Origin of the sequence: Sphingobacterium nematocida (assembly GCF_900168125.1) — a bacterium.
GTDB lineage: Bacteria > Bacteroidota > Bacteroidia > Sphingobacteriales > Sphingobacteriaceae > Sphingobacterium > Sphingobacterium nematocida.
Genome location: NZ_FUZF01000004.1, coordinates 198093 through 220371 on the forward strand (window position 1 = coordinate 198093; position 22279 = coordinate 220371).

Annotated in this window: 16 protein-coding genes and 1 tRNA gene; 8 read left to right on the forward strand and 9 right to left on the reverse strand. The window is 38.7% G+C overall.

All coding sequences use genetic code 11. The annotated features are described in order from the left end of the window. Positions 1-11: 11 nt before the first annotated feature. The 3 genes from icd to B5X76_RS07320 are packed head-to-tail and all read left to right on the forward strand — an operon-like array spanning position 12 to position 3270. A complete protein-coding gene (icd, locus tag B5X76_RS07310; protein WP_079642455.1) occupies positions 12-1277 on the forward strand; it encodes an NADP-dependent isocitrate dehydrogenase in 1266 nt (421 codons plus the stop codon). Between the two features lie 5 nt (positions 1278-1282). Further along, entirely contained in the window at positions 1283-3013 is a 1731-nt protein-coding gene (locus B5X76_RS07315) for a M64 family metallopeptidase (protein WP_079642456.1), read from the forward strand. Beyond that, entirely contained in the window at positions 3010-3270 is a 261-nt protein-coding gene (locus B5X76_RS07320) for a hypothetical protein (RefSeq protein ID WP_079642457.1), read from the forward strand. Before B5X76_RS07315 ends, B5X76_RS07320 begins: the two co-directional genes overlap by 4 nt. A 17-nt stretch (positions 3271-3287) precedes the next feature. Here the strand turns inward: B5X76_RS07320 and B5X76_RS07325 are convergent, their stop codons facing one another. From B5X76_RS07325 to B5X76_RS07340, 4 genes are all read right to left on the reverse strand, one after another. Continuing rightward, positions 3288-4514, reverse strand: coding sequence for a chloride channel protein (locus tag B5X76_RS07325; protein ID WP_079642458.1), 1227 nt, complete (start codon positions 4512-4514; stop codon positions 3288-3290). 6 nt (positions 4515-4520) lie between these two features. Continuing rightward, positions 4521-4898 carry a DUF423 domain-containing protein gene (locus B5X76_RS07330; protein WP_079642459.1) on the reverse strand — a complete coding sequence of 126 codons (378 nt, stop codon included), beginning with the start codon at positions 4896-4898 and terminating at the stop codon, positions 4521-4523. Positions 4899-4903: 5 nt separating this feature from the next. Then, the gene (trxA, locus tag B5X76_RS07335) at positions 4904-5596 is read right to left on the reverse strand and encodes a thioredoxin (RefSeq protein ID WP_079642460.1); all 693 of its coding nucleotides are present in this window, start codon (positions 5594-5596) and stop codon (positions 4904-4906) included. A 63-nt stretch (positions 5597-5659) separates the two neighbouring features. Further along, positions 5660-7825 (reverse strand): S46 family peptidase, encoded by a 2166-nt coding sequence (locus tag B5X76_RS07340; protein ID WP_079642461.1) that lies wholly within the window; start codon positions 7823-7825, stop codon positions 5660-5662. A gap of 252 nt (positions 7826-8077) precedes the next feature. Here B5X76_RS07340 and B5X76_RS07345 point away from each other — a divergent pair, with 252 nt between their 5' ends. After that, the gene (locus B5X76_RS07345; RefSeq protein ID WP_079642462.1) at positions 8078-9019 is read left to right on the forward strand and encodes a hydrogen peroxide-inducible genes activator; all 942 of its coding nucleotides are present in this window, start codon (positions 8078-8080) and stop codon (positions 9017-9019) included. A 9-nt stretch (positions 9020-9028) separates the two neighbouring features. After that, a complete protein-coding gene (locus B5X76_RS07350; protein ID WP_079642463.1) occupies positions 9029-10819 on the forward strand; it encodes a chloride channel protein in 1791 nt (596 codons plus the stop codon). A 16-nt stretch (positions 10820-10835) separates the two neighbouring features. Here the strand turns inward: B5X76_RS07350 and B5X76_RS07355 are convergent, their stop codons facing one another. After that, positions 10836-11426: a riboflavin synthase gene (locus B5X76_RS07355; protein WP_079642464.1), complete on the reverse strand. Its 591-nt coding sequence runs from the start codon at positions 11424-11426 to the stop codon at positions 10836-10838. A gap of 535 nt (positions 11427-11961) precedes the next feature. Between B5X76_RS07355 and B5X76_RS07360 the strand changes: the two genes are divergently transcribed. Beyond that, a tRNA-Arg gene (locus B5X76_RS07360) sits at positions 11962-12033 on the forward strand. Between the two features lie 49 nt (positions 12034-12082). Here B5X76_RS07360 and B5X76_RS07365 read toward each other — a convergent pair. The 3 genes from B5X76_RS07365 to xerD all read right to left on the reverse strand — a co-directional run bounded on the left by B5X76_RS07365 (position 12083) and on the right by xerD (position 16412). Next, positions 12083-12706 carry a hypothetical protein gene (locus tag B5X76_RS07365; protein WP_079642465.1) on the reverse strand — a complete coding sequence of 208 codons (624 nt, stop codon included), beginning with the start codon at positions 12704-12706 and terminating at the stop codon, positions 12083-12085. 11 nt (positions 12707-12717) lie between these two features. Next, entirely contained in the window at positions 12718-15027 is a 2310-nt protein-coding gene (locus tag B5X76_RS07370; RefSeq protein WP_079642466.1) for a TonB-dependent receptor, read from the reverse strand. A 491-nt stretch (positions 15028-15518) separates the two neighbouring features. Further along, the gene (gene xerD, locus B5X76_RS07375; RefSeq protein WP_079642467.1) at positions 15519-16412 is read right to left on the reverse strand and encodes a site-specific tyrosine recombinase XerD; all 894 of its coding nucleotides are present in this window, start codon (positions 16410-16412) and stop codon (positions 15519-15521) included. 94 nt (positions 16413-16506) lie between these two features. Between xerD and B5X76_RS07380 the strand changes: the two genes are divergently transcribed. After that, positions 16507-19374: a M16 family metallopeptidase gene (locus tag B5X76_RS07380; RefSeq protein ID WP_079642468.1), complete on the forward strand. Its 2868-nt coding sequence runs from the start codon at positions 16507-16509 to the stop codon at positions 19372-19374. A 56-nt stretch (positions 19375-19430) separates the two neighbouring features. Here the strand turns inward: B5X76_RS07380 and B5X76_RS07385 are convergent, their stop codons facing one another. Beyond that, complete coding sequence (locus tag B5X76_RS07385; RefSeq protein ID WP_079642469.1) at positions 19431-20075, reverse strand: YgjP-like metallopeptidase domain-containing protein; 645 nt, start codon at positions 20073-20075, stop codon at positions 19431-19433. 194 nt (positions 20076-20269) lie between these two features. On the opposite strand from B5X76_RS07385, the gene B5X76_RS07390 reads away from it, so the two are divergent. Continuing rightward, a complete protein-coding gene (locus B5X76_RS07390; protein ID WP_079642470.1) occupies positions 20270-22273 on the forward strand; it encodes a M13 family metallopeptidase in 2004 nt (667 codons plus the stop codon). The last annotated feature ends 6 nt before the right edge of the window (positions 22274-22279 follow it).

The window sequence follows — 22279 nt, forward strand, 5'->3', positions numbered from 1 at the left end:
AGAATATAATTATGGAGGCGAAAATAACAATGAATGCAAATAGAGGTCTAATGGTACCTGATGAGCCCATTATACCCTTTATCATTGGAGATGGAATAGGACCGGATATTTGGAATGCTTCTGTCCGCGTTTTTGATGAAGCCGTCAAAAGGAGTTATGCGGGTAAACGAAAAATCGTCTGGAAAGAAGTGTTGGCAGGAGAGAAATCGTTTAATTTGACAGGTGAATGGTTACCTGAAGAAACGTTGGCTGTTTTTAAGGAGTATTTGGTAGGAATTAAAGGTCCCTTGACAACCCCAATTGGGGGAGGTATCCGTTCATTAAATGTAGCACTTCGTAAGGAATTAGATTTGTATGTATGTCTACGACCTACTTCATGGTATCCCGGAGTACCTTCTCCAGTGAAACGTCCTCAGGATGTAAACATGGTTGTTTTTAGAGAAAATACGGAAGACATATATGCAGGGATAGAGTTTGCTGCTGGAAGTAAAGAGGCGAATGAGCTTCAGGAATACCTAAATCAGAATTTGGGTGTACAATATAATTTTTCCAACACGACTGGAGTCGGAGTAAAGCTTGTCTCTGAAGAAGGGTCAAAAAGGTTGATTCGAGCAGCAATCAGGTATGCGTTGGAACATAAGTTACCTTCCGTGGCTTTGGTGCATAAGGGGAATATCATGAAGTATACCGAGGGGGCTTTCAAGCTTTGGGGCTTTGAGGTGGCAGAAGAAGAGTTTGGCCAACAGACCTATACTTGGGGGCAGTGGGAGCGTACAAAAGCTAGTCGTGGGCAAGAAGCGGCTAATGTGGAGCAAATGGAAGCTGAGCAGGCGGGTAAAATTATTATCAAGGATGTTATAGCTGATAATTTTCTCCAGCAGATTTTGTTGGCACCCAAGGATTACGCAGTTATAGCTACGCTAAATCTGAATGGAGATTATATTTCGGATGCTCTAGCCGCCATGGTTGGAGGGATCGGTATAGCACCAGGCGCAAATATAAATTACAAAACAGGTCATGCAATATTCGAAGCTACCCATGGTACCGCACCAAGGTTTGCGGGTACCGACTCTATGAATCCTTCTTCGGTTATCTTGAGTGGAGTGATGATGTTGGAGTATATGGGGTGGAATGAAGCCGCGGAAAATATTAAGCGTGCGCTGAGCGAAGTAATCCAAAATAAAACCGTGACTGTAGATTTTTATAATCTAATGGAGGATGCGACATTGTTAAAAACGAGTGAGTTTGCGGATAAGATTATCGATAAGATACAGTAGGTTAAATGAATAAAATTTCTTTGCTAGTCTTTTTGGGCTTTTTTACAGTTAATTTTATTCTGGCTCAAGAAAAATTTAAGATAGATACTTTACGGCGTCAAGGACCAGACCAAAAAATGGTAAATTTTATCATTCTTGGAGATGGATACACCAAAGACGAACAGGACAAGTTTAGTAAGGATGCGGAGACCTTCGTTTCTTTCTTTTTAAAGACAGATCCGATGCGTAGCTATGAGTCTTTTTTTAATATTTACGCTATTAGAACTATTTCGGAAGAGTCGGGAGCGATACACGCTTGCATCGCCGCAGATTGTCCCGATGAACACCATACCATAACTGTTAAAGAAAGTAATCAGTTTCTACGGAATGCAAAGGTGCCAGTTAGCAATCCGAAAACAATTTTTGGAAGTAGCTTTGATAATGGTAATATTCATCGTTTGGTAGTTCCACAAAACTTGAGTTTGATTTCCAATATTTTGGAAACACATGTTCCGAAACATGATATGGTTTTAATTCTCGTTAACTCCCCTTTTTACGGGGGGTCTGGAGGTACTTATGCCACCTCTACGGTAAATATGGCCAGCAATGAGATAGCTATTCATGAGATAGGACATTCCTTCGCGGGGCTAGGAGATGAATACTGGGCAGGTAATCAATACGCTTATGAAAGCCCCAATCGTACCCGTATTGCCGATACAGACAAAGTTGTTTGGTCACATTGGATCGGTATTGATGGGGTAGGAGTTTATTCGTATGGCAATAAAGATTCAAAATCAAATTGGTATAGACCACATGAGTTTTGCAAGATGCAAACGCTAAAAGCACCGTTTTGTAAAGTTTGCCAAGAGCAGTTTGTTCGGAAAATCCATGAATTGACTTCTCCTATATTGCTTAAAGAGCCTATCTCAGATACCATAAACCAAAAAGGAAGTATACAGCAGTATAGGGTGGAACTCGCTTTACCTTTTCCTAACACGCTAAAAATACAGTGGTTGTTAAACAAAACTCTTATTGCCACAGAGAGGCCTTTTGTATTGATAGATCCAGGACATTTGAGTTTAGGTAAAAATGTTCTTGAGGTAGTAGTTCAGGATACCACATCTCTGGTGCGGAATCCAACCTATAAAAGCAAAGCCGTATATGTGGAATGTTGGAATATAGAGATGGATGAAGTTTCGCAAATAACTGCTCCAAAAATCACTTGGAAGGATTCCTTGCAAACTTGTTATGGTACATCGCAGGTATTAAATATTGAAGATATTGTGCCTACAGGGGTTTATCGTTGGTACGATAAAGAAGAGGGAGGTGAGCTCTTAGGTCAAGGGGCTACTTTTCATACCCCTCGGATTTTTGAAAATCGTAAGTATTATGTGGAAGTGGAGCTTAATAATAAACGATCAAAACGTACGGCTGTCGATGTTGTATGTTTATCAGCACTTCGCGTAGCCCCCGGTGTAAAAGTAAAATGGGATCGAAGCACCAAGAAGTATAACATCTCTTTGGTTGAAGATATACTAGATCAGACAGAAAGATACAGCTGGACAGAACCGAATGGCAATCCTTTACAGACATGGGATGCTGCAAAGGACAGATATATTTCAGTTGATGATAACAGTAATACGGTGATTGTCGACAAGATGCTTTTGGAAAAGGGTATTTTTGTCCGAAAAGTCAGTAAATCTACGACCTGTATGGGTGATAATTATTCCATTAATTTAAACACACGTTCTAAATGATGAATTATAACGATTTGCCTTCTTTTGTAAAGAATTCTGTTATCCTAAGTGAGGACGAAAAGAATAGGTTGTCGTCTATTGATAAGTTACCCTCCGAACAAGAGGTGGATATAATACGAAACCTGCCCGAGGTGTTAGAGCTTACAAATGCTTTTATAGGCGACGAAAGTACCCGTGACACTCATTTACAGTTAAAAGCGCGCGAGTATTTAAGTAAGGGGGATGTCTTTATGGCTTGGAAAGTGCTTTTATTGTAAAAGTCAGAATTGAAAATCTACGAAACCGTTTTATTCTTAAATTTTCTGTTCTTTTGACTTTGGTATATCCCTGTACGTCCAGCTGTAAACGCAGCAATTAGGGTACAGATTAGCGCAAAAGGAAATATATAACCGCCAAATAATTCCGCTGCCATCACTGCACAGGCGAAAGGTGTTTTGGTACAACCAGAAAATACAGAAACGAACCCCAATGCCGTAATCAGTAATAAGGGGAGGGGAATATAAATTGACATGAAGCTAGCGAAAACAGCACCGATAAAAAACAAAGGCGTTACTTCCCCGCCTTTAAAACCGGCATTCAGCGTTAGACAGGTTAGCAATATCTTCAGAATAAAATCTAGCCCAGATTGCGGTCTATCAAAGGATTCCAGTATGGTTGGCATACCTAGACCGATATGGCGAGTATCGCCAACTATCGCTACGAGAAGTAAAATGATTATAGCGCCGAATAGGACGCGCAAATAAGGACTATCTATTTTTTTTAATAGGAAGTTGAAAGTTTCTCCGGTATAAGTGAATAATCGGGCGACAAATCCTGACAGAATAGCAAAGAGTAGAATCCATAATAGATATTTAATATCTCCGAATTCTAACCTAACGAAGGGGTAGTGCATGTGCGGAGCTTTTAACAACAAGCTGATTCCATGAGAAAGATAAGCGGTAAATAGTGTCGGAATAAAGGCAGAATATCTCAATTTTCCACAGCGAAACATCTCTACAGAGAAGACCGCTCCAGCGAGTGGAGTTCCGAATAGAGAGGCAAATCCAGCAGATACTCCACATATCAATGCAATTCGGGTTTGTGTTTTATCTAGTCTTAAGCGCTTAGCGATTTGATCGGCATAGGTGCCTCCATATTGTACAGCAGTACCTTCACGACCGGCGGATCCGCCGAATAAGTGTGTCAATAAAGTGGCTACGACGACGAGGGGCGCCATGATTAAAGGTATATTGCCCTTAGGATTGTAGTATTCTTCAAAAAGCAAATTATTTCCCTTACTAGCTTTGCCTCCGTAACGATTGTACAAGAATACGATGACTATTCCTGCAAAAGGGAGCCCCCAAAGAAGCTCTTTATGTAATTCGCGAAGATTAGTGACATAGTTGAGTGCATATAAAAAGACTGACGAGGTAAAGCCCGTAAATAGTGCTATTGTAACACATATTTTTAGCCAATCGTACCAGGCAAGACCTTTTAATTGCAGACTTCTTTTATTACACATACAATTCTACTGCAAGAAGGAAGCTAACAGTGCACCCCAACCCACAATCATTAATAATCCACCTAATGGAGTTATCGGTCCTAGAAAACGTAAGTTTACCTTCCAATACTCAGTAAAAGATAAGAGGTATATACTGAAAGAGAAAAGAACCGTTCCGCTTGTAATACCATATACCGCCAAGCGGTGGCTATATAGACTGAAATCACAGGAATAGCCAATTATCAACAGGGTTATTGCACTATACATTTGGTATCGTACACCGACTTCAAATGAAGCCAATCTGTCTGCGCTTATAAGCTTTTTAAATGCATGAGCACCGAATGCGCCTAGTATAATAGCTAGTATTCCGAAGCTAGCGCCAAGGACAAGAGTTGTTGTCTGCATATATATTAGTTAAGTTGTTTCTCTATAGTGTTTTTATCTGCAAACCCGATGTTTTTCCAAATTCTCTTTCCGTCTTTATATAGAAATAGAACCGGGATACTCGTGATGCCCAATTGTTTGATCAGTGTGTTATTTTCATCAACATCAATCTTTACCACTTTCACTTTTCCTACGTATTTTTTAGCTACTTCCTGGATGAAAGGTTCCATCTCTTTACAAGGCCCGCACCAGCTTGCATAAAAGTCAACGAGAACCATCTGCTTATCGTTTGCAATTGTTTTGAATTGTTTTAAAGTCAATCCCTTAGGAGTTGCGAATTGCTCTTTTTCCAAGGGTAGACTCGCGGCTTCCCATTTTAGTAGACCACCATCAATCTCATACACTGTAAACCCTCTGTCGGCTAAAGTCTTGGCGGCTTGTGCACTACGACCTCCTGATAGACAATACACGTATACGGGAGCTTTCTTGTTAAGTTTAGCCGTAATACCCTCTTCAAATTCAGCTTTTTTATTCCAGTCCAAATTTATAGAATTAGCGATGTGTTTATCTAAATACTCTTTTTGAGTACGTACATCGAGTAGTTGGGTCTTTTTTTTCTTTTCAAATATTTGGGATGCTTCCGAGACTGATATTTTGCTTTGCGCCAATCCTGTAGTATAAAACAATCCCAACAGGAGTAGTGGTATAAAATTTTTCATGCTTACATTTCTTTAAGGTATATGATAGGGAACTTTATTAATTAAAGTTCCCCGTTGCAGATGTTAAATCCCCATTTCCTTTAAGATGAACTGCGCATTGTCAATCTTGTCAGCTATCCACAATACATAGCGTATATCGACACCAATAGATCTGCTATAGCTCTCGTTCCAAGCAAAGTCATTGATTGTTGCATCATAAGAACGGTCAAAATTTACACCGATTAATTCGCCATAAGCATTCATAATAGGAGAGCCAGAGTTGCCACCGGTTGTATCCATATTGTAAAGAATATTTACCGGGACATCATTCAGATCAGATTTGCCGTAGGCACCAAAGTTCTTCTTCAACCAAGCCTGTTTTATAGCTTCAGGATAGCGGAATTCAGTATCCCCCGAGTTTCCTTTTTCTAGTAGACCTTGCACTGTTGTAAATGGTTTCATATAAGTTGCATCAGCGGGACTATAACCTTTGATGTTACCATAGGTCAATCGCAAGGTAGAGTTTGCATCGGGGATGAAATTCTTCGATTGATAGACCTCTTTTACAGCGACGTAATCGCCCATGAGTCTGTTCAATACACCTTCACGACGCTTTTGTTCTTGACGAAATGGTTCCATCTCTTTCTCTATCTTCTGCTGAAAAGCGAGCAACTCATCTTTATAAGCAGAAAGACTGTTCATATCTTTCAGAACCTGTGTGTATAGGGTTTCTTTATTGCTGACTTTAGATTGTACAATAGCATTTTCGATATATTGACTTGCTTGCTCTTGGTTCGCAAAGCTTTTATCTGCAATAGCTACGATACGATTCTTATCCTTAAACAGGTAAGCTTGTCCGAACATGTGTCCTGCAATATGTTGATCAGCTTTATTATTATAACTTTCGTAGATCCCGTCTAATTGTTGCTTAAACCGAACAATATTATTTTCGAAAAACTGTTGTTTACTAGAATTTCCAGCTTGTTTAGCCAACATGTCCTTAAAGTCGTTTACCAAAGATGCAATCTGAAGTGAACGTATGCCTGTGTAGAGGTTGTTGAACCACAGCTCGCGCTCAGCATCGCTAAATACCAGTTGGTAATGCTGATCAATGTCAGTCATCAGAGATGCATATTTCGCTTTTAGTTCGGGTTTAGATGCAATGAATTGACTTAGTGCGAGGTCTTCTTGTTTCTTGCTTTGTATTAGGTCGATATTACGTAGACCTTTTAGTTTTCCTCTATAGTTTTTTAATACATTAGCGTTGCGTTTTATTCGTGTGGCTAATGCAAGTTCGGTTGTTTTGTCATTTTTTCCAGCCAACAACATCTGTTGATTTTGAAAATCATAAAGCTCAGAAGTATAAGGCAGTAAAAACTGTTGTTGGTATTCTATATATTGAGCGGGTCTATGCCTGAAAGTCTTCCCGGGATAACCTAAGATAAATACGAAATCATTTTCGTTGACCCCCTTAGGATTTACTTTAAGGTGTTTTTTAGGTTTATAAGGTACATTACTTTTAGAATATTTCGCAGATTTACCATCCGGAGCAACATATGCTCTCAGGAAAGAAAAATCCCCCGTATGTCTAGGCCATACCCAGTTATCGGTTTCTCCTCCAAACTCTCCGATATCCTGACGAGGAATATATACTAATCGCACGTCTTCGATAGTACGATAGCGGAATAGTACATAGCTTTTACCGATAAACATTTCTGATACCTCCGCTTTAATAGAAGCATCTTTACGTTCGGCTTCCTGTGCGATCTCAGCACGCTTTTTATTGATTATATTAATCCGTTCTACAGGATCATTAACCTGAGCGACAGCATTTAATATTTGGGATGAGACATCTTCATAGGATTCTGTTATACGTATAGTAAGACCTCTAGCTTCGATCTCCTGCTCTTGAGAGTTCGCAACAAAGCCATGCTCTAAATAATTGTGTTGGGGGCTTGATGCCAGTTGTACCGCACTGAATGCACAATGGTGATTGGTCACGATGAGGCCATTAGGGGATACGAAAGAACCAGAACATCCAGAGACTTGAACCAAAGCGTCCACAAGACCTATCTGTCCCGGATTATAGATATCCCTTTCATTAATTTTGAGTCCCGCCTTTTTTAATCCAGCCCTGTTTAGGTCACTTAATGGAAACATTCCTTCGTCGGGTATTGATGCCGAAAAATTAAATGTTCCTAACCCTAGTAAAGCGGCTAATAAAATTGATGACTTAAAGTTATATTTCATATGTATAAAGTTATTTCATGATCCGCCAGCTGGCGGATCGGTTTTTCGTTTAATGATCATATGGAATATTCAAATTAGTTTTTTATTTCAAATGACAGGCATGTTGCTGTGCGGTCATTCGTATTTGTGTAGGCATTGCTACATGAATATTTCATATAATCACTTTTTGATAATTTTGCGTTTTTTCAAAAATACTAAATTCCTAACTTTATATCCCTCATTTCCTATCTTTGTATAGTTAAAATTTATAAGATGACCTTAGTCCAATTGGAATATGTTATTGCAGTAGATACTTATCGTAGTTTTGTGGCTGCCGCAGAAAAATGTTTTGTTACGCAACCAACGTTGAGTATGCAGATTCAAAAGTTAGAAGAGTCCCTCGGTGTAAAGATTTTTGATCGAAGTAGGCAACCCGTGATTCCAACGGAAGTGGGGAGTAAGTTGATTAAGCAAGCTCGTGTTGTTCTAATGGAGAGTAAGAAGATTAATGAAATCTTACAGGAATCAAAAGGAGAATTGGAAGGCGAATTTAGAATAGGAGTTATTCCAACAGTAGCGCCTTATTTAATGCCGATGGTGATTAGTTCATTTTTGAAAAAATACCCCAAAGTACAACTGCAGGTTTGGGAATATACAACGGAACGTATAATTCAGGAATTAAAGATTGGTACTTTAGATTGTGGAGTATTGTCTACCCCTCTGTTAGACAATGCCATTCTGGAGATACCATTGTTTTATGAAACTTTTGTAGCATACGTCTCCGAGAAGAGTAAAGTCTTTGAGAAAAAAATGTTAGGATACGAAGATCTCTCTCAGGAGAAGTTGTGGTTGTTAAATGAAGGTCACTGTATGAGAGGGCAAGTACTTAATATTTGCAATTATAGACATAATAAAGGAGGAGAAGGTACATTCGAGTACAATACCGGAAGTGTAGATACGCTGAAAAGAATGGTAGAAATAAATGATGGGTTGACTATTCTACCTGAGTTGAGTATATTAGGCTATGATGAAGATCAGTTAAATCATGTCCGTTATTTCAAGTCACCAGAACCGGTACGAGAAATAAGTATAGTGACAACAAATAACTACGTAAAGAAGCTCGCGGTTAATATACTGCGGGATGAAATACTGAATGTAGTACCCGAACGCTTTAAATCGAATAAGAAAAAGGATGTAATCGGTTTTAACATCTAAAAGGAAAGTATGAAAAGTAGATTTCTGGAAAAATTGGATAAGATTAATAAGTGGCGTATGCAGCGGGTTTCAAATCGAAACTTTCTGGTTTTGCTTGCTTTTTTAGTCGGGTTAATCGGAGGCTTAGCGGCTGCGTTACTTAAGGGGATGACGCATTTTATTGCATCAGCTCTCCAGGATGATGTAGAGTGGCATATTAAGTATTCAGTTTATCTCGTTTTTCCATTAATAGGTATATTGTTGAGTGTTTTGTATGTACGCAAATTTCTGAAGGGAAAGAAATTCGAACATGGTATTACACCGATTATCTATTCTATATCAAGAAAATCAAGTCGTATCGAGGTACATAATGTGTATTCTCAGATTGTAACTAGCGCTATAACTGTTGGATTCGGTGGATCTTGTGGTTTAGAAGCACCAATTGCCTACAGTGGTTCAGCCATTGGTTCTAATATAGGCAGATTCTTTGGCCTCAGTTATCGAGAAGTTACGATGTTATTAGCCTGTGGTGCAGCTGCAGGTATTTCAGGCGCTTTTAATAGTCCTATTGCAGGAATGATTTTTGCTATTGAGATATTACTCCCCGAGTTTTCTATCCCGGCCTTTATCCCATTGTTGATTTCTTCTGCCTTGGCAGCTGTGGTTTCGAGACTCTTATATAGCGAGCCTCTTTTCCATACCGCACTTACAGATTGGGAAGTTGGCGCATTATTTTTCTACTTTCTGCTTGCGATTTTAATCGGTCTGTTTACTGTTTATTTTTCGAAATTAAGTCAGGCGGTTAAAGATTGGTTTGCAAAGATACAGAATCCCTATAATAAGGTCTGGAGCAGTGGAATTTCGTTGGGGGTATTGATATTGGTTTTTCCCGCACTGTATGGTGAGGGTTATCTCACAATACAGCAAATTCTGGATGGACAATTTGACGCTATCGTCAAAAATAGTTTATTCTCCGATTACAGGAATCTTGGATGGGTCGTTGTTTGTTATACAGTCCTTACGCTATTCGCCAAGTCTTTAGCTTCTTTGTTTACAATTAGTGGCGGGGGCAATGGAGGGGTTTTCGGACCGAGTTTGGTGATGGGTGGACTCTTGGGCTTCGCTTTCGCATACGGTGTTAATCTTACTGGTATTATTGAGTTGAATGTGCCGAATTTTGTCATGGCAGGTATGGCTGGGGCTCTAAGTGGTATTATGCATGCTCCCTTGACTGGTATCTTTTTGATTGCTGAAATCACGGGAGGCTATGCTTTAATGGTACCACTGATGATTGTTGCTTCTATTTCTTATCTGATCAATCGGACATTGATGAAGCATTCTATATATACCAAGGTGCTTGCAGAGTCCGGAGATCTGATTTCGTATGAGGACAAAGATAGAACGGTGTTGAGTATGATGAAGCTTCGGTATGTTATCGAACAGAATTTTGTGCTCCTCCGTCCCGAGGAGACACCTATGGAACGAAAGAGTGATATTATTCATTCCAAAAGAAATATTTTTCCAGTGGTTGATGCAGATCGAAAGCTCTTAGGGATTTTGTATAGCGAGAAGCTCTTTTCTATTCTGCTCGGTGAAGAAGAAGGGGCAGGGAGGACGTTCGCTTCACTCGCACAGAAGCCGACAGATATCATCAAAGAAGATGAGGATATGGAACGGGTGATGCAAAAGATGAATAAAGAGGATGTTTGGATACTTCCAGTCGTCGATAGCCAGGATAGGTATTTAGGTTTTATTTCTAAGGCGGCGGTCTTTAATAAATATAGGGCACTTTTGATGCGCCAAGGGACTTACCTAGAATAGTATAAAATAATGGCTCTTAGTTTTTAAGAGCCATTATTTTTGCGATATATTTCCCGATAATATCAAATTCCAGATTAACACGTGTCCCGATATTGACATGTTTTAGATTTGTATGGTCTATTGTGTACGGAATAATAGCTACTGAAAAACGATCATCCTGAGAGTTTACAACCGTAAGACTTATCCCATTTACGGATATAGAGCCTTTTTCAACAGTTATATTATGGAGACTTGGGTCATATTGAAAGGTGAATAGCCAACTTCCGTCATGGTCTTCCTTTGAGATACATCGTGCAGTCTGGTCTACGTGACCTTGCACAATATGTCCGTCAAATCGACCATTTGCTACCGTGCAGCGCTCGATATTGACAGATTGCCCCTCTTGTAGGTCACTCAGATTAGTCTTTTGTAGAGTTTCCTCAATGGCTGTAACCTTATGGATTTCGCCGTTGATCTCGACAACAGTCAGGCATACACCATTATGAGAAACACTCTGATCAATTTTCAACTCTGGAGATAAACTAGACTGAATGTATAAATGCATGTTTGTCTGTTCCCGTTCAATTTTTGTGACAGTTCCTAATGTTTCGATAATACCTGTGAACATAGCGTTAAAAAGATGTTTCAACAAAAATAGTCAAATTTGAACGCATATCCAATCGTTCTATGGGGAGGAGGTAAGCTGTGATTATATGAGATCATCAACGGCACAATAATTAAAATTGAATTTACTTTGATATGTGTATATGATACACTAACTTTACGGTGTTAATCGATTTTTAGAGAAGAATAGAATTTTTACTCTTTAAATGATTTTTTAGAAATTATTTACCTGACTATCAGTTGTTTATTGTGGTCGGGTGTTTTATGTTTCAAAAATGTTTGGAGTGGTAGCAAAATATATATTACCTTTGCTTAGGTTTAGGTTGATTGCCTCGTCTAGAGGTTAATATTTAAAGCCTGGGAAATCGCCTGATTCTCTCAGGCTTTTTCATTTTCCTATAGAAATAGGAACGATTACCTAATTTTTTAAAAGTATTTAAATCTATAATTTTCTGCTTTCCAATGCTTTGTTTGGACTTTTAATATTGTTTTATAAAAAAAGTTTTAGTTTCATATAAAAGTTATATTTTTGCGGGACTGTCTTCGTAGTTCAATGGATAGAATTTCAGATTCCGGTTCTGAAGATGTGGGTTCGACCCCCGCCGAGGACACTTAAAACAAAAAAGCCGCTTCAATTATCGAAGCGGCTTTTTGTTTTAATTAATGACCATGTTCTTCTGTTGTAAAGTGAAGCTGGAACTTAAGATCTAGATCATTCGCTCCAGTAAAAGAAGTAAAGTTGTTATTGTTCCAATCTGTTTTCGGATTTATTTTCTCTTTTACTCCAGGGTTGAGATGGCGCATGATATACCGGGTATTGAAAGTTGTCGCTTCCTTTAATACAGTAAGGTAGCCTTGCACACCAACCTTCACTTTGGTTTCGTCGCTCTTTTTATCACTATAAGTGACAAATGCAGTCTCAGTCGGTATACCTAGAATGAAGGCAAAATGCTGATTGTCTTTTTCCACAAAGGATTGTTGAGTTTCTCTTCCAGCAAAGTCTTTTATTTTTACGTTGAATCGGTAAGATTTTCCAACTTCCAGATGTATATGTTCTCCTGCTGGAGGGAGCATAGGGGTACCCGAAAATTTTATCGTTTCTACTTCTGGACTTTGAATCTCTTTATAATGATAGTGGTCGCCATGAGCTTCCCCCTCTACTTCAGTAAAAGAGATCTCTGCAGATCCAACTTCTTCTTGATCTACTTCAGCGATAGGTTCATCTTTCTTACAGGATGAAAAAGTGAAAATTGAAATCAATAGTAGTGTTATATATTTTTTCATTATGGTGTTTTTTAAAATGTAAAGTTGATTTTTATCGAAACATTGCGCCCTAAGGCATGGGCATAATATCTAAATCTATCCATATAGTCTTTATACGCCTTATTAAATATGTTTTCTACACCTACTTGTATTTGAGCTTTTCTTTGCTTTTCCAGACTTATGGAAGAAGCTAGAATGGCATCAAAGAGATGATAGGAAGGGGGAGGTGAGGCAAAATCAGAGTTGGGTTCATAGCGATTCTGCTTTGCCTGAAAATGATGTTTTATCTTGATGTAATTTTGGGTTCCTTTTGTATTGATATGATAAGCTAACGAATGTTGCAGTCTGGCAGCGGGAATATTGGGTAAGAATTCATCTTTTGTAATATTCTGCGCCTTAACAATTGCTAAGTTAAAACCATAGTGTAAGTTTTGCTTCATTTCCATAGTTAAGGCAAGGTCTGCACCATAAAACAAAGCGCGATCTTGTCTGTATTGAAAAAGAGGAAAGGTTCCTCGGATTGTCTGTCTCGTTGAATCTGGCACCGGTTGACTGTAGATGTAGTTGTCAATGATTTGTGCAAATACATCGATATTACCGTTGATTACTCCTTTCTGAACTAAAAGTGAGTTGACCCATTTTAATCCCCTCTCACTTTTTAGATTTCTATTTCCAACTTCATATGTTCCTGTGCCATGGTGTATTCCATCGCTGTATAGTTCATTTGCGGAGGGAGCACGCCACGCTAAACCAAGATTACTTTTCCACGTAAATACGGAATTAAGACGATGGCTGATGCCGGTTATGCCAGATATGTTATGAAATTCCTTACGGTCAGTCATGAGGTATTGCGGAATCGAACCATCTTGATTGACTTCTTGGTAGTTATAGCGATAGCCTGCGGCATCAAAATACTTGTAGTCATAACGTATACCTGTTTCTATGATAGCGCTCTTTACGGGTATCTTCAAGCTGAAAAAGGAACCAAAACCATGATTTTCAAAGTTGGGTATAATAGGTGTTGAACCTGTACCGGGCACATTGTTGTTCAATTGCATACTACCCGAAATACCTGCAGTGATCAGTGGGCGGCTATAAACAATCTCGAGCTGCTGTGTATTTAAGATAATATCAGCCATCGGTACATCATTCTCCGAGACGCGACGGAGATCAAATTCTCTTCTATGATTACGTTGTACACTGTATTGAGCTTCTATTGTACTATTACCGGTTAAATGGTGTAGATACTCTACTTTCCCAAGTTGATGAGTTACACGTTGCTTTGGTGCCTCTATTTTATAGGTAAAGTCGTACTCTTCAAATGGTTTCCCGTTAGCGATCCGAGCTAATATATCTTCTTTTGAACCGATATGCGCGCCTTGGAATACCCCCAGTGTGTTCCCAAAATGACTGAAGTAGATATTGATTATATTTTTGCCTAATTGATAGCCCACATAAATATTCCCATTGATCTCTTTGTTGCCTGTATTACCGAGATAGTATAATGCAGATTCCCTATTGCCATGATTGCTCGTTGTTACGCCAACACGGTAAGACAGTTTATTTATAGTGCCTTCTAGTTTACTGTTCACGAGGATACCTCTACCGTTGCTGTTTAGAATAATAGAGGTGTTGCTTAATGCCTGCTTGTCTGAATTGATGGGAGTTGCGGATAACTTGACAATTCCCCCTAGCGCATCAGGGCCAAAGCGCACTGCGTCAGCATTTTTGATAATACTGATTTCTTCTGCCGAAAAAGGATCTATTTCTGGTGCATGATCTGTACCCCATTGCTGGCTTTCGTGTCGTACCCCCTGATTTAATAAAACGAGTCTATTCCCAAATAAGCCGTTTATGACAGGCTTTCCATTGTTAGCACCTGTTTTGAGCACACTGATGCCAGCAATGTCACTCAGGACATCTGCTAGATTTTTTCCTTGACTTTCAGTTCGTTGTTGTTTGTTCAGTGTAACCGAACTTCTCGAATCTGCATCATTTGCAGTAGCGGTTACAGTTACCTCATCAAGCTGTTGTGCAATTCGATTTAGAGGCACTACGAATGTAGTATCTTGATTTAATTTAAGAGTTATCTTTTCTTTCGTATACGATTTATGATAGAAGGATAGTGAGGAACTGCCCCTACAAGCCCGTTTAAATATATATATATTCTCATCTTTTACATCGACAGATTGATTATTCAGAAATACCTGAGCATCCGAAATTTTATGACCGTTTTCCGCATCGGTTAATTGAATGCGAATAGTCAATTGACAATCTTGCGCCCAGGCAAGTGTATTCAAGTATAGAATTCCTTGTAGAATTAGAAGTATAATACCTCTCATAGATCATATTTTTCGATAAAAGCACCCTTCGGGCTATAGCTATAGCCTCATTTAATGGTAATCTGTTAAAAAAAGTTGCTTAGCAATAAATTGCAGGCAAAGGGAACTTACTTAATTGGGGGACCTTTATTGGAGATTAAAAGGCGAATAATGTCTACTAATATGGAATCGATAGAAATATCATACGGTATGTAGAAAAACGAAGGTATGTAGCTTAGTTGGAAATTAAAGCTATGTGAGATGGAATTAGGAAGGTGAATGTAATAACAGATTGCACATTCATCTTGGTTATTGAGCCCGTCATGATGATGACAGTTCTCCACATCTTTGCTATCGCATTCCGTATGTTTATGTAAAAGCAAACTACCCGACACCCACAAGTGGATTATGGTCAGTAATAAGGAAGTTGTTTTTACGATGAGTTGCATGTGCTACAAAGATATCTCAATTGCATCAAAGTTGCAAATTAAAATACACATTGTTGCATCAACTTATGATCTCGGATGAAACTGTGTTATGACAGACTGTAGATATTCTTTGTCTATGTGTGCATAAATCTCTGTTGTAGTGATGCTTTCATGTCCCAGCATGTCTTGTACTGCACGTAGATCAGCACCTCCTTCCACCAGATGCGAGGCGAAGCTATGACGAAATGTGTGTGGACTGATTTGTTTTTTTAAGCCGATTTGAGCCGCAAGATCTTTTATGATGATAAATATCATCACGCGCGAGAGCGCTGCGCCTCTACGATTCAGAAACACATAATCTTCATGTCCGAGTTTTATTTTCTGTTGACTTCGAATTTCCTCCAGATAAATTTTTAAGTATTTTATGGCTTGATTACCAATGGGTACCAAACGTTCTTTGTTGCCCTTACCTTCTACTTTAATGAATTCAATATCTAGGAAAAGGTTCGAGATCTTTAACCCAATCAATTCAGATACGCGAAGGCCGCAACCGTAGAGCACTTCTAGGATAGCTTTGTTTCTAGCTCCTTCCGGGCTAGACAGATCTATTGCACTAATCAATGCATCGATTTCTTCAAGATGTAATACATCAGGTATTTTTCGGACTAGGCGAGGCGCCTCGATCAGCTCGACAGGATTGTTTTCCAAGTCGTGTTCTAGTTCTAGAAAGTTGAAGTAGGCTTTGAGTCCCGAAAGAAGTCTAGCTTGTGTAAAAGTTGATATGGAAAATGTATTCATCCATTTTAGAAAATCTTGCACATCCTGTGGTGAAAGTGAGTACAGATCGAGTTGTTGATCTTCACAGTACACTCTTAGCTTCTGAACGTCATTCAAGTAGGCAGATATTGAATTTTCAGAGAGATTTCTTTCGAATTCCAAATATCTTTTAAAATCTTTAAATGTAGTAGACCAATCCATAGACAAAATTAAATATTGTAATATTATTATTGTTTAATATGTATACTAAATTTTTAATGGTAATTTGGCATTAAATTAAAACAATGTTAAATTAATGAGATTCTTAAAGCCTTTAGCTGTAGCATTTTTATTACCTGCTACTTTCGCATCTGTTGATGCATCTCCGTCACATATTTCAACATTAACAAAAGATGCTAAGCTTATCTTAGCGCAAGATACTTTAAATTGGCAAAATAAATTGCCTTTTGATAAGGATGTTACTGTTGGTCAGTTGAAAAACGGATTTAAGTACTATATCCGTAAAAACGTAGAGCCAGAAAAGCGTGTTACTATGTATTTAGGAGTAAAAGTAGGTTCTATCTTAGAGAAAGAAGAAGAGCGCGGATTAGCTCATTTTCTTGAGCACATGAATTTCAATGGCTTAAAGCATTTTCCAAAAAATGATCTTGTTAATTATTTACAGAAAGCAGGTGTACGTTTTGGATCTGATCTAAATGCCTATACCGGCTTTGAAGAGACCGTTTACCAATTACCTATACCTTCAGATGATCCCGAATTATTGAAGAATGGATTGCAGGTGATGCGTGATTGGGCACAAGATGCTTTGTTGGTTACCGATGAAATCGATAAAGAGCGTGGTATTATCATGGAAGAAATGCGCGGAAGTAGAGGGGCTTCTCAGCGGATGCAGGACAAGTTTTTGCCGGTATTACTAAATGGGTCTTTATACGCTAATCGTTTGCCAATAGGAACTGAAGAAGTAGTGATGGGCTTTAAGCCAGACCTAATCCGTGATTTTCATGTCAAATGGTATAGGCCAGATTTACAATCAATTATTATTGTGGGTGATATTGATGTGGCTCAGATCGAGAAAGAAGTTATTCGACTTTTTTCGGATATGAAGACACCTAAAAATCCCGAAAAGCGTACCGAACATGCTGTTAAGTTATTAAACAAAAACCAGTTCTTGGTAGTTACAGATGCTGAGATGCCATCTACAGTTGGTCAGATAATAATCAAACACCCTGAAGAAAAGGTGAATACTGTAGGCGATTATAGAGTGTCATTGATGAAAAATATCTTTAATCAAATGATCAGTGCACGCTTACGCGAGATCAGTCAGCAGCCTAATCCGCCATTTATCCAATCAGGTATAAATATTAGTTCCCTTTTTGGAGGCTTAGATAATCTTTCTATTTCTTTTGTCGCGAAACCAGGTATGTTTGAAGAAGGTCTTAAGGCGACCGTTCGCGAATTGGATCGTTTTCAGAAATTCGGATTTACAGAGTCTGAGTTTAAAAGAACTGTATCCGCTTTCGCAAAAAGTAATGAAACCGTATATAGGGAGCGCGATAAGAAAAAGTCGGATGGTTACGTGAGCACTTATTTACAACATTTCCTGAATGACGCACCAGCTTTGAGTAATGAAGATCGTTATCAGATTACCAAACAATTGTTACCAACGTTGACATTAAAAGAAGTTGAAGCAATAGGGAAACGTTTTTATGTAGATAATAATCGGGATATTATTATTCTTGGACCAGAGAAAGATAAAGCGACGCTTCCTCAAGAAGCACAAGTTAATGCTTGGCTGGCGGAAGTGGATAAAGAGAACTTGACAGCTTACGAAGATAAAGTTTCAGAGCTTCCCTTACTAGCCAAACAACCAGTAAAAGGAAGTGTAAAATCAACAAAAGAAATAGCTGAGATTCAAACTAAAGAACTTATTTTGAGTAATGGAGTAAAGGTTTTATTGAAACCCACAACATTCAAAAATGATCAAATTTTAATTTCAGCATTCAGCCCAGGGGGAACTTCATTATACTCCGATGCAGAATATCTGACGGCTTCTAATGCAGCTGCTTTTGTAAATGGTTCTGGAGTCGGACAATTAAATGCAATCGAACTGAGGAAATACTTAACAGGAAAGAACGTAAATATCTCTCCTTATTTAGGAGAGCGTTCCGAAGGCCTATCTGGATCATCTGATAAAGAAGGGTTGAAAACCGCCTTCGAGATGATTTATGGATATTTCACGGAGCCAAGATTGGATGATGACGTGTTTCAAAGTGGAATGGCACGTACACTTTCTTCCATGCAAAATAGAGAAGATGATCCTAACTTTGTATTCTCTGATGTCATGACAAGAACTTTGTATCAGGACAATGTTCGTCGAACTATCCCTTCTCCAGAACAAATCAAGACTATCAATCAAAAGCGGGCTTTAGAAATCTTCAAAGAACGTTTTGCAGATGCATCTGATTTTACATTTACGGTTGTAGGTTCATTCACGGAAGACGAAATCAAACCTTACTTGGAGCAGTATCTAGCCGCATTACCAAATCTAGGAAGAAAAGAATCAGCCAAAGACTTGGGGATAGTAGAGCCGGTAAAAGGTGTGGAAAAAGTCGTTCGTAAAGGAAAAGAAGCCAAAGCACAAGTTCAAATGTCATACTATGGAGACTATGCATACTCTGAGAAGGAGAATATGAACTTTGATGCCTTGGAGAGTATTTTATCCATTACGTTATTGGAGCGTCTTCGCGAAGATGAAAGTGGCGTATACGGGACAGGAGCCAGGGGATCGTCCTCTAAATATCCAAAAGGGCGCTACAGTTTTAGCATCGGATTTGGTACTAGCGTAGACAAATACGAGTCATTGATCAATTCGGCGATAGATGAAGTTAACAAGATAAAAACAAACGGTCCGAAGCAAACTGATCTCGATAAATTTGTAATCGAACAAAAACGTCAGCTAGAGCTACAGTTGAAGGAGAATGGTTTTTGGATGGGACAGATTTCTAATGCCTACCAAAATAATGAAGATCCAACATATATTCTTCGTTATCTGGACGAATTGAGCAAGGTTTCAGTTCAGTCGGTTAAAGAAGTAGCGGAGAAGTATCTAAAATCGGATCGTCTTTTCAAGTTTATTTTATTGCCTGAAGAACAATCGAAATAAGAATGATCAATAAAAAAAGAGGTGCAAACATGCACCTCTTTTTTTATTAAAGCGACCTACGGTACTTCTTGTTCATGTTTAAAAACTCGTTGATGGTGTTTCCAGTCTTTAACATGTTTTCCTCCCAATAGTTCTCTTCGTGAATCTTCAATACCCAAACAGTCAAAGACAGCGAGGGCACAGAGGTAAGCGATGAACTCTTTGGATTTATGGACTAAGTTTTTTTCAAAGGTTAACCGTCTATTTGTAGTGTCGGCTGTGTAGTAATTTGATTTTAACTTTCGAAGCTGAATGATATTTATCAAACTATCTAATATCTCTTCCCAAAAACCAACAAGTTGTTTAATCTCTTGAAGTAAAAGTGTTTCAAGTAATCTGTCAAGGGCAGATTTTGTTATATTTTTTTTTGATGTGTAGATTGATTTACCTTTGATATAAGGATGCTGCAATCCTTGATCGATTATTAATGCAAAAGAACTATCAAACAACCGGATAGACGCGACCGTATCCACTACGGATTCTTCTTTTTTAATCCATTTGTTCAGGTTTTTGCTTTTGAGGTAAGCGATTAGTTCATCTTGGGATAAACGTGCCGATACTGCAAGCTGTATAACATCCCCTTTTTGTCCTATTATTGAAACACCTGTTTCGCTATCGCGTATGCTGATATAGTAGGTTTTACCCTCAATTTCTATGTACATTATAAAATCGTTACCTTATAATCTAGTGATGATTTGCTATGTTTGTAGATGTATGAATCCATTGCAATCGTACTATATGCAAATGTAATGAACAGAATTTGATATTATCGATTGCGTTCAAGAACACTTTTTGAAAATAAGTACAATCCTAAAATCTGCGATGGTTTCAGCAACGCTAATAAATAAAAAAATCAATGAAAAAAGTAATTGTACTTACAGCCGCTTTAACCGGTGCTACAGTAGCTTTTGCACAGCAGCACCAAGCTATTAATCTCTCCCTCATGGACCAGGGGGTACGCCCACAAGATGATTTTTATAATTATGTAAATGGAAACTGGATGAAGTCTGTCGAAATTCCCTCAGACAAAGCTAGGTGGGGCTCTTTCGATGAGTTACGTGAAAATACAGATATAGCTGCATTAAAGATCCTAAAAGCATCGTTACAAACTAACTTTACTAAAGGTTCTGACGGTCAGAAAATCGCAGACCTCTATAGGTCGTTTGTTGACTTTGATACCAGAAATAAACTTGGTGTAGAACCTATTCAGGAGCAGCTTAACAAAATTGATGCGATTAAAAACTTAAAGGATCTTACATCCTATTTTGTCGCGTATGGTCGCGAGGGGGGGAATCCTTTCTACGGAGGATATGTGGGAGCTCACATGAAAAACTCCAGTATGAATGCTGTCTATCTTGCAGGAGGCAGTCTTGGATTAGGGCGTTCATATTACCAGAAGGTGGATGACAATAATACCAAAACATTGGGAGACTATTCTGACTATATATCCACATTGTATGCAAAGGTTGGTCAGCGCACACGCGATCTGAAAGGGCCAAAAGTTGTAGCTTTTGAAAAGTCTATCGCTTCTTACTTGAAGACAATTGAAGAGTCGCGGGATGCACAGAAAAGATATAATCCTGTTGCTGTAAAAGATCTTGGTAAATTGGTGAAAAATGTAGATGTAGCACAGTATTTAACAGGTATGGGCTTTAAGGCAGATACGGTTATTATAGGAGAGCTCAACTATTTTAAAAATTTAGATAAAATCGTGAACGAGAAGAATATTCCTGTTATTAAGGAATATCTAAAGTTTCATGTAATGAACGACGGTACCTCTTATTTGACTCAGGAATTGGACGAGTTAGCTTTTACCTTCTTTGGACAAAAGCTAAAAGGACAAAAGGAACAACGTGCATTGGATAAAAGAGGACTAGAATTTGTTAACGAAAACGTAGGCGAACTGTTAGGTAAACTTTATGTCAAAGAAAATTTCCCAGAAGATGCTAAAGCGGCTTGCGAGGAGCTTGTCGGTTATTTGGTGAAATCTTTTGAGCAACATATCAATGACCTAACCTGGATGTCTCCGGTTACCAAAGTGAAAGCCGTAGAAAAATTGTCTAAATTTAATGTGAAGATTGGATATCCAGATAAATGGAAAGATTACTCAAAATTAGCTGTTAACAGTTCTTTGGCAGACAATATACGTAATATACATATTTGGGCTTTTGAACAAAACCTAGCAAAACAGGGTAAACCTGTGGATAAAACAGAGTGGGGGATGAGCCCGCAGACTGTAAATGCATATTATAGCCCATTGTACAACGAGATTGTATTTCCTGCGGCAATCTTACAGCCCCCTTTCTATGATTATAAGGCAGATGCCGCAGTTAATTTCGGTGGTATTGGTGCTGTTATCGGGCACGAGTTGTCGCATGGATTTGATGACTCGGGTTCACAGTATGACGGAAATGGAAACCTGAACAATTGGTGGACAAAAGAAGATAAAGCAAAGTTTGATGCTGCAGCAAACGCATTAGTAGCGCAGTTCGAATCGTACGAGCCCGTACCGGGGGTGTTTGTCAATGGCCGATTTACATTAGGCGAAAATATTGGGGATCTTGGTGGATCTTCTGTGGCTTTTGATGCGATGAAGATGTATCTTAAAGATAAAGGAAACCCTGGTAAAATTGATGGATTTACACCAGAGCAACGTTTCTTTTTGTCATGGGCTACGATTTGGCGTACAAAAACGACAGATGAATTTGTGGTGAATCAAGTAAAGACCGACCCACATTCACCTGCGCAATACCGTGCTTTTGGACCTATTATCAATCTTAACGGATTTCATGAAGCATGGGCTACCAAAGAGGGAGATAAGCTATATGTCCCCAAGGAGAAACGTATTGTTATTTGGTAACCCCGA